General features: G+C 46.0%; 10 protein-coding genes. 6 read left to right on the top strand and 4 right to left on the bottom strand.

Annotation, left to right across the window (positions count from 1 at the left end; all coding sequences use genetic code 11):
• Nucleotide 1: 1 nt before the first annotated feature.
• The 4 genes from H8S64_RS10965 to H8S64_RS10955 are packed head-to-tail and all read right to left on the bottom strand — an operon-like array spanning nucleotide 2 to nucleotide 3,426.
• Nucleotides 2-574 carry a DUF4840 domain-containing protein gene (locus tag H8S64_RS10965; protein WP_186976091.1) on the bottom strand — a complete coding sequence of 191 codons (573 nt, stop codon included), beginning with the start codon at nucleotides 572-574 and terminating at the stop codon, nucleotides 2-4.
• Nucleotides 575-609: 35 nt separating this feature from the next.
• Complete coding sequence (gene menD, locus H8S64_RS10960; protein ID WP_366482651.1) at nucleotides 610-1,890, bottom strand: 2-succinyl-5-enolpyruvyl-6-hydroxy-3-cyclohexene-1-carboxylate synthase; 1,281 nt, start codon at nucleotides 1,888-1,890, stop codon at nucleotides 610-612.
• Nucleotides 1,887-2,303 carry a thiamine pyrophosphate-binding protein gene (locus tag H8S64_RS22785; protein ID WP_366482650.1) on the bottom strand — a complete coding sequence of 139 codons (417 nt, stop codon included), beginning with the start codon at nucleotides 2,301-2,303 and terminating at the stop codon, nucleotides 1,887-1,889. The genes menD and H8S64_RS22785 overlap by 4 nt, the downstream gene beginning before the upstream one ends.
• Nucleotides 2,284-3,426 carry an isochorismate synthase gene (locus H8S64_RS10955; protein ID WP_186976090.1) on the bottom strand — a complete coding sequence of 381 codons (1,143 nt, stop codon included), beginning with the start codon at nucleotides 3,424-3,426 and terminating at the stop codon, nucleotides 2,284-2,286. The genes H8S64_RS22785 and H8S64_RS10955 overlap by 20 nt, the downstream gene beginning before the upstream one ends.
• 87 nt (nucleotides 3,427-3,513) lie before the next feature.
• Between H8S64_RS10955 and H8S64_RS10950 the strand changes: the two genes are divergently transcribed.
• From H8S64_RS10950 to H8S64_RS10925, 6 genes are all read left to right on the top strand, one after another.
• Entirely contained in the window at nucleotides 3,514-4,878 is a 1,365-nt protein-coding gene (locus H8S64_RS10950) for an MFS transporter (protein ID WP_186976089.1), read from the top strand.
• Nucleotides 4,879-5,202: 324 nt separating this feature from the next.
• The gene (locus H8S64_RS10945) at nucleotides 5,203-5,766 is read left to right on the top strand and encodes an RNA polymerase sigma-70 factor (RefSeq protein ID WP_099291475.1); all 564 of its coding nucleotides are present in this window, start codon (nucleotides 5,203-5,205) and stop codon (nucleotides 5,764-5,766) included.
• Nucleotides 5,767-6,037: 271 nt separating this feature from the next.
• The gene (locus H8S64_RS10940) at nucleotides 6,038-7,213 is read left to right on the top strand and encodes a FecR family protein (RefSeq protein ID WP_186976088.1); all 1,176 of its coding nucleotides are present in this window, start codon (nucleotides 6,038-6,040) and stop codon (nucleotides 7,211-7,213) included.
• Nucleotides 7,214-7,310: 97 nt separating this feature from the next.
• Nucleotides 7,311-10,823, top strand: a complete 3,513-nt coding sequence (locus H8S64_RS10935; protein WP_186976087.1) for a TonB-dependent receptor — start codon at nucleotides 7,311-7,313, stop codon at nucleotides 10,821-10,823.
• Between the two features lie 13 nt (nucleotides 10,824-10,836).
• On the top strand, nucleotides 10,837-12,252 hold the full coding sequence (locus H8S64_RS10930) for a RagB/SusD family nutrient uptake outer membrane protein (protein WP_186976086.1): 1,416 nt from the start codon (nucleotides 10,837-10,839) through the stop codon (nucleotides 12,250-12,252).
• A 9-nt stretch (nucleotides 12,253-12,261) separates the two neighbouring features.
• Nucleotides 12,262-13,452 carry a TlpA disulfide reductase family protein gene (locus tag H8S64_RS10925; RefSeq protein ID WP_186976085.1) on the top strand — a complete coding sequence of 397 codons (1,191 nt, stop codon included), beginning with the start codon at nucleotides 12,262-12,264 and terminating at the stop codon, nucleotides 13,450-13,452.
• The last annotated feature ends 31 nt before the right edge of the window (nucleotides 13,453-13,483 follow it).

The following is a 13,483-nucleotide window of genomic DNA, read 5'->3' as shown; positions in this document are numbered from 1 at the left end:
ATTATTCATACTCTCCTCTGAAGTGATAGACAAGTTGTTTGAAAGAATCAAGTTTGGTGCCTCCCACTAAAATTTCTTTAGGAGAAACATTGAACATGATAAAATTAAAGGCTTTCTCAAAATCACCGCCGAACGTGTCGGCGAGGACTATCGTAATGTCCGGCGTGTTTCCATTGGCGGGAATGACAATGTTTTCCGGAATAAGTACAAAATGCACGGAGTATCCATCGTTGTCAATTTGTAAGAATTCGTATTCGGCTTTGACTTCCACTTCTTCAATGTCACGCAGGGTTTTGGCAACCTGCTTGTCGTCGATGATGTCGGCAATGGGAGCAAGCTGCATCACGAATGAAAGTGAATCGCGTGATTTGGCTTTGGCGTTGTCAATCTTTGTGATTTCATCCCCGTGATAAAATGCAACTTCAATGGAACCATGATATGTCCCTTTCATATCGAATAGAGCTTGTCGGATTTGCTTGGCGCTAATCTTTTCTTCATCATCATTACACCCTGATAAAAGGATAACGAGAGAAAGAATGCTTAAAATCTTTAATCCGATTAATTTCTTTTTCATTTCCACGATTTAAAGATAATAAATTACTTCCAAGTCTATTTCAAAGCCTCGAAATATTTTTTCAGAATCTCGCCGTTTATTTCCCCCGGGGTCTCGACAATCAATACCGCCGGACGTTGTGACGGTCCGTAAAAAACGGGTAGGATTTCCCGTAAAGCAGCTTCATTGTCGGCCTTGTAAACCTCGAAATTATGGGTTTTTGCCAATTGTTTCAGGTTCACCTTATGCGGTGTTTCGAAATACTTTTCCACCTCCTGCAATGCCGACGGTCCCGGAAGGAAACGGAAGATTCCGCCTCCGCCGTTCTGCATCACGATGATTCGCAGGCGGGCTGGTATCTGTTTCATCCAAAGAGCGTTCGAGTCGTACAGGAAACTGTTATCCCCCACGATGAGGGTTGTCGTCCCGTCAAAAGAACAGGCTGCCCCGATAGCGGTAGAGGTACATCCGTCAATGCCGCTGGTTCCGCGGTTGGCATCCGAACGGGATACTTGGGAATAGCGGAAAAGCTGGGCGTAACGGATGGGAGTACTGTTCCCGAGTTGCAGGTGGCTATCGGCGGGCAACGAGGGCATCAACACGGAAAATGCTTTCAGGTCACACCACGGGATGCGGTTTATATATGCCTCGTGTTTGGTTGTCGCCGATTCCGCTTTTTGCAACCATTTCCACGCGTAGCCGGAAGCGGATATCAAGGGAAGCGGTGTTGACAGGAATTGTTTAAAAAACTCCCCGGTATTTGTTTGCAGATGCCGTGTCATGGACTTGTACGTGTCCGGCGGGGTGGCACGTTCGTCTATATGCCAATGTACGCGGGGCGGGTGCTTGCGGATAAACGCCTTTATCATGCGGGAGATAATGGCACCCCCGAACGTGATGAGTAAATCGGGAGCGTATGCCCCGGCTTCCCCCGGACGCACGGTCGAGATAATGCGATCGATCGTCGAGAAGGAACAAGGAGTAGTCAAGTTAGCCACGCTTTCCGTGAGAACTACCGTGTTCGGGAATCCCGCGAGTTGTTCGATATGTCGCTGTAAAACCGGATCGGGTGCTTGAAATCCCGCGATGATCATCACGTTGGTCGAAGACGCGAACTCCTGCCTCAGTTGGTTTATAATTTCGTCCGGGAAAACATTCCTTGAAGGAGTCGTTTCAATAACACGTTCCGCCGGAAGTGTTTTTTGGTGAAACTCGTACAAGGGCTCCCGCAGGGGAATATTTATATGGACGGGACCTTTGCGGGGAAGTCTCGTCAGGTTGATAGCCTCGTTAATCACGCGGTTCGTGTACCAGTGCTCCTCTTCGCTTGCAATCACTGCGGGCAGTTGGTAGCTTTTCTTGACAAAACGGTCGAGTGCGCCTTGTTGCCGGATTGTCTGGCTGTCATCCTGATCAATCCATTCCGCGGGACGGTCGGCCGAAATGACGATAAGCGGACTCCTTGATAATAAGCTTCTGCCACGGCAGGTGCGTAATTCAACAAAGCCGTACCCGAAGTACAGACAAGTGCCACGGGTTCACCACTTTGTTGTGCCATCCCGAGGGCAAAGAAAGCGGCGGAGCGTTCATCCGTGATGACACGGTGGAGTATGCGTCTTTCCCGGGCGATTGACACCACCAACGGCGCGTTGCGGGAACCGGGAGAGAGGACGACGTGGCGTACTCTTTTTTGCACGAGCAGGCTCACGAGCACGCGAACGCTCTCGATATCAGAATGTAGTTTTTCCATAGTTGATCTGGCGAATCAAATTGAGTAATGTATCGGCTTTTTGACAAGTTTCCTGCCATTCGGTTTCCGGGTCGGACAATGGGGTGATACCTCCGCCCACGTATAGTTTCAAGGCATCGTCGAATACCTCCATCGTGCGCAGGTTGACAAAAAGGTCAAACGCCCCGGTTGCCTGTAACGGGCCGAGGTACCCGGCATAATATCCCCGTTCCTGCTTCTCGATTTCGGTTATTACTTGCATCGCCCGTTTCTTGGGAATACCGCAAACGGCCGGGGTAGGGTGTAATTGTGTGACCAGTTCGTCGATCCGGTCGGGTGGAATCTGTTCGTCACTTCTGAAAAAGGTGCAGAGGTGGAACACGTTGCCCGCTTGAAGCGTGATCGGTCCTTCCGTTTCGAGATGGCGGGTGAAAAATTGCTTTAAAGTATTTTGTATATAATCGGTTACTATTTGTTGTTCCTCGATGTCTTTCTCTCCCCATTGCGGCGGGTTCTGTGCGGTAGACACGGGTTGCGTGCCGGCAAGCGACATAGAGAAAAATCCGTTGCGATCGTATTTCAAGAAAGTCTCCGGCGAAGCTCCTATCCACGCGCATTTGCCGGGAATGGCAGCAAAGAAAAGAAAGGCATGATGGTATTGCCTCATCTGTTCAAACAACACGGGAGCTATCCGCAGGGAATCACACGGGATGGTGATCGTGCGGGATAGTACCGCTTTTCGCATTCCCTCCCGTTTCAACGTGGCGATTAGGGTGCGCAATTCGTCCAGATACTCGAAATGCTCGCAATCCTGCTTGGTGAAAATACGTCCCGGCGTGTTGAACACGGTATTCCGGAGATTAACGATAGCTTCTTGATCCGTGAGATAGTCCGTGAACGTCAGGTCTGCCTGTATGAAGAAGGGGAAACTCCATGACGCGGGATTAAAAGGGGTGATGATGAAGCCTTTCTCGCCCCGGTGTTTTTCGAATCCTTTAAAAAGGCGGATGTTATTGGTCAATTGTGCCCCGAATACGACTTCATGCGAACCGGGCAGGCGATAAGAGTAGAAAGGAATATTATTCCTCAAGCAAATGGCTTGTGCTTCTGCCACGGATAATCTATTTTCTGTTTGTAGTGTCATGATGTACCCTAATCTTTACGCGAAAGTAACCAAAATTCTTCTGCGTTGCTTCATGATTCAAGTAAAAACTAACTACTTTTGTAAAACATGAATAAAAGTGGTGACAAACATAAATTCTTGGGCGGTTGGCGAGGGCTTCGTGAGTTATTGCCGAATAACTCGGGGGCTTTCTCCCAGGTGTTTGCGTCGCTGAAGAATCGTAATTTCAGGCTTTATTTCGGGGGACAATGCGTGTCACTCGTCGGAACGTGGATGCAGCAGATAGCCATGAGCTGGTTGGTATTCCGCCTGACGGGATCCGTGTTCCTGTTGGCGACGGTCACGTTTATGGCGCAAATCCCCGTGCTGGTCGTGACTCCTTACATGAGTGTCTTTGTCGATCGTTTCAACCGGCGGGCTTTGCTGGTCGTGACGCAATCGCTGTCTATGGTGCAAGCCTTGCTGATGGCATTATTGACGCTAACGGGCTGGATCGAAGTGTGGCACATTATGGTGTTGAGCCTGCTTATCGGGTTGATCAATGCTTTGGATAATCCTACCCGCCAGTCGTTCTACCCGAGTCTGGTGCCTGCGGAGAAATTGGGTAACGCTATCGCCTTGAATTCCGCCGTGATCAACGGTTCCCGTTTGATAGGTCCTGCCGTGGGAGGTGTGCTGATCGGCTTGTTGGGCGAAGGAATATGCTTTCTGTTGAACGGTGTCAGTTATATCGCCGTGATTATCGCCTTGTTGATGATGCGGATAAAACCGAACCGGGAAACCGTCGTGAAACAACGGGTGTGGGAAGATATGCGGGATGGATTCCTGTACGTGGCACACGATATGCCTATCCGTTCGCTGTTGTTGTTGATGAGCGCGATTAGCTTTTTCGGTTTGCCGTTGATGACGTTTATTCCCGCTTACGTGAAGACCATTTTGGGCGGGGAGAGCGAGATGCTGGGGTTGTTACTGTCGTGCGTGGGTGTCGGGTCGTTTATTGCGGCTTTATATCTCGCGGCACGGAAGAGCGTGTTGGGATTGGGAAAAGTGGTTATGCTCTCCGGCGCGTTGCTGGGAATCGGTCTTGTCGTGATGTCTTTCGTGACCGTGCCGTGGGTGGCGGCTGTCTTGTGTGTGCCTGTCGGGTTCACGATTATCGCGGCAGTGGCTTCTATCAATACCTTGTTGCAAACGCTGTCGCGGGAAGATAAGCGGGGACGGGTAATGGGGTATATGGCTATGGCATTCACGGGTATGGCACCCGTGGGAAGTATGGTGTTGGGGGCTATCGAGAAGTTCGCGGGATTGCAGAATATTATCTTGTTGTCAGGTGCCTGTTGTTTTATAGCTTCTTTGATTTTTGAACACTACCGCCCGATAGTACGGAAATATGCCCGTCCGGTTTACGTGGAAAAAGGTATAATCAAAGAGATTGCCGAAGGTATAGGTTCTGTTGAGGAATACAAATTCTAATTTCTTTTTTTTGTCTGATATTCAGTGGGAAGTTATGAGGAAGTACTATCCGTTATATAGAAGAAATCAACTATAGTAGTAGATCACTTCCGGTTCATTTCCGGTTGAAATATTATTAATAAGCTTTTAGTTCCCTATTAAAACGCTATTATAGTATAGGGTTTTAATAGCGTTTTAATAGGGAACTAATAGCGTTTTACACGGAAGTGAACCGGAATTAATGTACTACTATTACGGAAATTACTATTGTATTCTTATTGTTTCGGGTATATTTTGCTTTTTAACTTGCGTATGTTATCTTTGTAGGACTTACTCTATCACTTTATGGACGAAAACGATATTTTGCTCGTGAAACAATTAAAGAACCGGGAGGAGAAGGCTTATGTTTTCTTGTTCGAGCAATATTATAACCGTTTGTATCGTTTCGCTGCCAATTATTTATGTGATCCCGAGGCAGCTCATGATATCGTGCAGGATTTGTTCACGGATCTTTTCGAGAAGAGCGAGGTGTTGAATATAACGACTTCGGTAAAGGCCTATCTGTTTATGGCAGTGAGGAATCGTTGTCTGAGTTTCCTTCGGAATCTGAAAATCAAAGACTCGTATAAACAGAATGTACTGGAAGCCCACCTGTATTCGGATACCGTGGATGCGATAGAGGACGGCTCCGTGTTGGACGAGTTGCAGGTAATTGTCGATAAGATGCCCCCGGGGATGAAAGAAGTTTTTCGTTTGCGTGTCACGGAGGATTACAAATTTAAGGAGATAGCCGAAAAATTAGGGATTTCGGAAAATAGTGCTAAGGTTCAGATGAACGGGGCTATCCGAATGATCCGGGAAAAATTGCCTTATCTGAAAGATCGTTTATTGTTGTTTGCTCTGTTTTAAGGGGCTAGAGTCGCTTTCGGCGAGTTGCAACTTGCCGAAGGCAAATGCAACTTGTAACTTGTAACTTGTAACTTGTAACTTGTAACTCGCCGCAGGCGACTCTTTTATTGATAATTTTTTTAATCCGATTTTTCATTTGCTAATTAGTTGTTAATTAGTATTTTGTTTATTGGTATGCGCTACCTTGAAAATTTTTATCAAAAAATAATGATATTTTGTCTTAACCTTTTTCTCTTTTGAGGCGTCTTAATAAAAATTAAACCCGAAAACTATGGAAAAGAGAAACGATGAATCTTTGGAATGGACGCTAATTAGGAAGAGTCTTGCAGAGGGTTTGACAAAAGAGGAGCAGGAGCAATTGAATGCTTGGTTGGAGGCTTCTCCGGAGCATCGGGCTTTTTACAATCGGATTTCTAAGTTTGACCGTTCGGAAGGTATCGCGGGATTGTCCGGGGAAACGTATCAACGTGACCGGAACCGGTACGTGGATAAATTTCGGCAGAATAAGCGGAAAAACAGTAAACGACGTCTGGTATATTTCACTCGCTACGCGGCGGTGTTTATCATGTTGTTGGGTGTGGGGCTGTATTTCTGGTACGCGAACGGTTCGCGGGAGGTGATGCCCGAGAACGTGTTGCCCGTGGCGGTTCACGGGAAAGCGCAACCGATTCTGGTAACGGGGGATGGAACACGGGTGAATTTGGCGAAAGAGAGCAATTTGTTGAAACAACTCGCGGGCGGAGTGGTTTCTTCGGGAAAGGATGGAATCGCTTACACGGAATCGACAAATCAGGGAAAGAAAGCGGATCACCATACGTTGATCATTCCTCGCGGGGGAGAGTTTCGGGTGGAGCTTGCAGACGGAACTGTCGTTTGGTTAAATTCCGAGTCTGAATTTACTTATCCGGTGATTTTTAATGACACGACGAGAGAGGTTTCTTTGAAAGGGGAGGCTTATTTCGAGGTGACGAAGGACAAGAAGCCGTTTAAGGTGAGCGTGAACGGGGTGGAAGTGAAGGTTTACGGGACACGGTTTAACGTGAACGGCTATGACCCGCGGCAGGTACAGACCGTGCTGGTAGAGGGACGAGTGGGAGTAAGGTCTTTGGAACATGCTTCGAGAGAATGGATGATGAGCCCGAACGAGATGGCGGAGGTGAATACGGAAACGGGGGAATGTGTGGTGACGGAAGTGGATGCTTCGGCGTACGTGGCATGGAAAGAGGGATATTTCTCTTTCGAGGGGGAAAGTCTGGAACAGATTATGGAAAAATTGGGACGCTGGTATGATGTGGAGGTGGTGTTTGCGGCTGATGATGCTCGTTCCCAACGGTTCTCGGGACGGGTGGACAGGAGCGAGGATTTCCGGGACGTGTTGAATTTGCTTCAGCGTACGCTATTAGTGAAATTTGAAGTGGATGGAAATAAAATAACCATTACTAAATAAAGAGACGGAAAGTGTTACCAGCACTTCCCGTCGTAAATAAGTTAACCGCCTAAATTGGAGGTTTAGGCAATTGAATCATCAATTAATTTACAAGAGTATGAAAAATTCGCGAGAAAAGAAAGCTTTTGCGGGGATTTATTGCAAAGTGTTCGTGATTATGACGCTGTGTTTGTGCATGGTAACGAATCTTTGGGCTAATTCCTCTTATGCATCACCGCAACGGGTGACTATTAATCTTAAGGATGCGGCGGTCAAGCAAGTGTTTGCCGAAATCCGTAAACAAACGACTTACAATTTCGTGTATAGCGACGATCAGATGGATAAGTTGAAGCCGGTGACGTTGAATGTGACGGCGGAGACGGTGGAGAACGTGCTGAACAAGGTGTTGGAAGGGACTCCTTACACGTACACTATCGAGGGAAATTCTATCGCGATAGTGGCGAGAGATAACGTGAAAAAGGAAGTGAAAGAGATCCGGGTAACCGGTAACGTGAAAGATAAGGACGGTCTGCCCCTGCCGGGAGTATCCGTGATCGTGAAGGGGACAACGGTGGGTGTCGCTACCGATATCGACGGGAATTACACGCTGACTTTTGCCGAACGGCAGGATGTTACGCTTGTCTTCTCTTTCGTGGGAATGCAAAGCAAGGAAGTTCCTTACACGGGACAGAAAGAGATCAACGTGGTTCTGGAGGAAGAGCAAGTGAGTCTGGGTGACGTGGTCGTGATCGGTTACGGTACGAAGTCAAAGCATGACGTGACGAGTTCGGTGTCTTCGATTAACGCGGACGAATTGAAAAAGTATTCCAGTAGTGCCACTTCCTTTGATGGTATGTTGGGCGGAGCGATCAAGGGAGTGCGTGTTATTCAGAATAATGGAGCCCCGGGTGCGGCCGCAACAATTAACGTGAGAGGTGTTACTTCACCCGTGTCAGGAAGCACGAATGAGCCTTTGTATGTTATTGATGATGTTCCTTTCTTTTCCGAGCGCGGAGGTGTGAATCCGTTGTTGATTATTTCCCCGAATGACATTGAGAGTATTGATGTGTTGAAGGATGCTGCGGCTACCGCTATTTATGGTTCCCGGGGTGCAAACGGGGTGATTATCGTGAAAACCAAGGGCGGGAAAAATAACGAAAAAATTAATGTATCAGCCGGTTATTCTGTTACGGTCGGTAATCCGGTGAAACAGTATAAACCGTTGAACACGGCAGAGTATAAAGAGGTGCAGGATTTGTTGATAAAAAACACGATATCTGCCATAAACCGGGGGCAAATTGAGCCTTACACGGGAGTTTATTTTTTTATACCGATGTTGGAGTTACTCGGGAATTTTTCGGAGATCGGTTTTGATGACGAATTGTTTATCCCGAAGTACGAGTACGACGGTTTGAATGAAGATGCTTTTGGAGAAGCAAACACGAATTGGGAAAAAGAGATTCAGAATAAGAATGCTTTGAATCAACAATTTGACCTTGGTATCCGTGGTGGCGGGAAAGCTATAAATTATGCTTTTTCTTTCAACTCGGTGAATCAGGACGGTATTTACATTAATGACGGACTGAAGCGTTACGGGGTGCGTTTGGCTGTCGATGCTAATATTAGCGACCGTTTGAAAAGTGGTGCCACTTTAGGATATTCATTTTCAAAATTCCGGGATGCTACAAGTATAACGGATGGAAACACGAAACCTTGGCTGGTGCGTCCGGATTATCCCGCGAAAGACGAAAGCGGGGAATTTGTCCGGTTGCCCGGTTCTAATTATGGTGACGTGTATTACGCGGCGAATCCGGTCGCTCAAAGAAAGGTCAAGAACCGTACGGATGCCCGCCAGTTTATAGGTAGTGCTTACGCCCAGTACCGGATATTGGATAATTTGAAACTCCGGGGAGATTTCAATCTAGCCTCTTTCCGCGATGACGGAAGTTCTTTTGTGCCTAAAGCGGCGATGGATGAATACACGTATTATGAAACGTTGTCTAATCTGACAGAGTCGCAGAGTGATATGACAACTACTTCCATTAATTTCAGGGCGGATTATAATTTGGATATAGAGGAACATCGCCTTTCTTTTATGGTGGGGTACGGTTGGGATAGAACATTCCGTAAAGGAGGGTATCAAATGTACGAGGACTTCGCGGATGACCAAATTCTGAATAATCCGGCTTCCGCGGCAAAAGTGTCCGCTTACTATTCTTCAAAGTCTACAACGGGATTGAATTCCGTTTATGCCCGCGTGGGGTATATTTATAGTGACCGATATTTGGCGGAGTTTAATTTCCGTTCGGATGCTTCTTCTAAGTTCGGTCCCGGGAATAAACGCGGTTATTTCCCTTCGCTCTCGTTGGGGTGGAGAATAAGTAACGAACGATTTATGGCGAATTTTTCCAGATTGGATGATTTGAAATTACGTTTGAGTGCGGGACAAACCGGTTCGACGAACTTGGATGATTTTGTTTACAAGCAATTGTTCGGGAGGACTTCAAACAATTTGTGGGAGGGTAAACCGACAATCGTGCCGAAGAGTAATTTCCCGAACCGGGATGTAAAATGGGAGATGACAACCGAATATAATATCGGTGTTGATTTTTCTTTCTTTAATCGTCGTTTGTACGGTAGTTTGGATTTGTATTACCGTTACACGGACGGGGCATTAACTCCTTCTCCTGTTGCCTTGGAAACGGGTTCCATGACTTATTATTCTAACTTGATTGATTTGTCGAACAAGGGAATTGAGTTTGAGGTCGGGGGCGATATTATACGGAAAAGTGACTGGCAGTGGACTTCTAAGTTTAATGTCGCTTTGAACCGGAATAAAATAGAGAATTTGAACGGGGCCACGCTGGCTTCTTACCAGTTGGATTTTTTCACGAAAGGGTATCCGGCAGGTGCTTTGAAAGGGTACGTGGTAGACAGGATATTCCAGTCTGACCGGGAGGTTAACGCCTATAACAAGTTTTCAGAGATTATAAATGGAGAGGGTAGTTATTACCAGAACTCATCGACTGGGGCTGGAGATTATAAGTTCCGGGATTTGAATGGGGACTGGAAAATTACGGCAGAGGACAAAAAGGTGATTGTGAATCCGGAACCGGACTTTTTCGGGGGATGGTTTAATTCGGTTAATTACAAGAATTTGAATTTGTCCTTTGTATTCCAGTTCTCGGTAGGGGGAGAGGCTTTTCTGAATGATTTGGCTAACAGTGCGACGGGAGTTGTCGGGAATAGCATACAACGTAAGATGTTCCGGGATACGTGGACGGAGGATAATAAAGACGCTCGTTACGCTCGTTTGGTTGCTTTGGATTATAGTGGTAATTCAGCTTATTGTGACAAATATGTGTTTGAAACTTCTTATCTGAGGTTGAAGAATATTTCGTTATCTTATGTTTTACCCAAAGAATGGTTGAAAAAAATCAATTTCCAGTCTGTGCAATTGTTTGCCAGCGCATCCAATTTGTGGACATGGACGAATTGGCCGGGGCTTGACCCGGAACTGGTGGGAGACAGAACGCTGGCGGGGACCAATCCTTTGCAGGAAGGAGTTTTCAGTAATGACGCCTATCCGCTGAGTAAAACATTCACGTTTGGTATAAGAGTAGAATTTTAAATAATAAATGAATATGATGAAAGCGTTTAAATATATAGTTTATTCCTTTTTGGGTGTTATGGGGTTTACCTCATGCGACTTGGTCGGGAATATCAATGATATTAAGCCCGAGTATATTTTGGATGAAAAGACATTGATTCGGGATGCCAGTTCGGCGGAATTGGCTTTACGGGGTGTTTACGAGCAATGGCGGGATAAGGGGTTGAGTTTGATATTGCCCAATATGTATTTTTTGTCCGGTAGTTTAACGGGTAGTGGTATTGATGCCGGTGTTTTCTTAAATAACGAAGTGAAACCGGAAACAAGTGTTATTGCCAATTATTATACTTCTTTGTACCATATCGTGAATTATGCTGATATAGTGATGGAGCAATTGGAAGCCGGAAAAGCCGTGGGGTTGGATTCGGTGCGCATGGTGGAGATGATCGGGGAAACGAAAATACACCGTGCGATGGCGCATTTCTTTTTGTTGAGGGCTTACGGGCAATTCTACGATGAAACATCGCCTTACGGTATCGTGTTGGTAGAGGAGCATATGCAAGAGACGAAAGCTGCGCCGAGAGATTCAGTGGCGGCGGTCTACGTATCTATAAATAGAGATTTGGACGATGCCATTGAAACTGCGCCCGAGAATGTATCGACACATTATAGCATGAGTCGGACTACTGCAAAAGCATTGAAAGCTAAGGTGCTGTTGTACCAAAGGAAATATAAAGAAGCAGCGGATTTGGCGAATGAGGTTTTAAGTGAAGCGGAAGGATATGGATATGCCATGGAAAATAATTTTATCGATGTATTTAAAAATAGTTGTTTTTCTTCCGAGGCGTTGTTTTGTCCTTATACTTACGGGCGTATTGAAAGGTTGGTATTGAATATTAATGCTTTGATTCCGGGACGTTATTTAACCAAAATTGCAGACGATTTTGTTGCGGGAGATGGGAATATGACTACCGGAGAGGGATATGACAAGCGTTTTGCAGAAACTTTTGCTTATAATTTGAGAGGACAGAATAATAACGGGAAGTTCCCTCATAATGATATGCTGGATGGCACGAAGAGTAATACGGTGTTTTATATGCGTCTGGCAGAAGTATACTTGATTCATGCGGAAGCGGCCATACGCGGGTATCAGGATTATGCCGGTGCCCGGACAAGTTTGAAGAAGATTACGGATAGGGCGGGTTATGATGAGAATTACGTGAATACAATTACCGATGGGGATTTGTTAGAGATGGTACGTAAGCATAAATTGTTGGAATTGGTATCGGAGGTTTATGAAGAATGGTTCGATTTGGTACGGTATTATAAAGAAGGGGATTTTAATATCACGGATATTAAGAGTACAATTACTTCTGATAATCAATTAATTTTGCCTATTCCGCAAACAGCATTGGCGGGAAATAATTTGTTAGAACAAAATCCATTATAAAAAAAGTATATGAGGACAGTAATTATTGTTTTAGCGTGTTTACTGGTGGGATATTCCTGCCAGAAGGCACCCCGTTATGTTGTTAACGGGAAAATCTCCGGTAACGCGGAGGGTATGAAGGTGACATTGAATAGGATTGATTACCCGCAATTGGAATTAATTGACAGCACGGTAATTAAGGATGGAAAGTTTGTGTTCGAGGGTGTACTTGCGGAGCCGGGGTACTACACGATACAGATTGACAGAAATCCTAAGGGAGAGGAATTCTCACTGAGAAATGTCACGAATAGTCCGTTCTATTTGGAAAATTCAGTGATTAGCTTTTCGGGGAATATTGATAGTTTGCCCACGATGTACTGGAGTAATAAACCGCAGAAGGCGCCGAAAGTGACCGGGTCGGCGATGGAAGACCTCTATCAGAAATTTCAGGCGGATGGACGGGAGTTGAGAAACCGTTCGAGTGATTTGTATGAACAGTATTTGGAAGAATATCACCGTCCGGCACTGGATGGCATTTTCAACAAGGAGAGAGGGATTGAGTTGGCTCGTGCCATGGAGAAGCTGGAAAAGCAGTTGGCTGACATGAAATGGGAATTCGTGAAGAATAATATTCAGACCGTGGTGGGTTTTGATATGGCTAAACAGTATTTTCAGGATATGTACGTCCGTATCACCCCGGGGCAGATAGATGAATTGGAAACCTTGGTGGAGAAGGCATGGCCGAACACGGAGAAGGCTACCGAGTTCAAGAAAATGGCGGAAGTCGGAAAGCGTATCGCCGTGGGAGCCAAGTACCCGGATATCGAGTTGGTGAATCCGGAGGGGAAGAAAGTGAAGTTGTCGGAATACGTGCCCGCGGGGAAATATGCGATGCTGGAATTTTGGGCTTCGTGGTGCGGACCCTGCCGGGGAGAAATCCCTCATCTGAGAGAGGTCTACAAGGAATATAAAGATAAAGGTTTCGAGATTATCAGTATCTCTATCGACCGGAACGATGCGGAGTGGAAAAAAGCCATGAAAGAGGAGAATATGGTTTGGACGCAATTGAATGATCCGGGAGAGTTTAACGGTCCGGTTGCTAAAGTGTATAACGTGCAGGGTGTTCCCACGTGTATTCTTTTGGATAAGGAAGGACGTATTTTTAAAACGGATATGCGGGGAGCGCAATTGGATGCCGTGTTGGAGGAGATTTATGATTGATAATGCAACAATTCGTTTATTAAATATGCTT

Origin of the sequence: Butyricimonas hominis, assembly GCF_014287455.1 — a bacterium.
Lineage (GTDB): Bacteria > Bacteroidota > Bacteroidia > Bacteroidales > Marinifilaceae > Butyricimonas > Butyricimonas muris.
The sequence above is the reverse complement of the archived record's forward strand: the minus strand, read 5'-3'. Positions and strand labels throughout refer to the sequence as shown.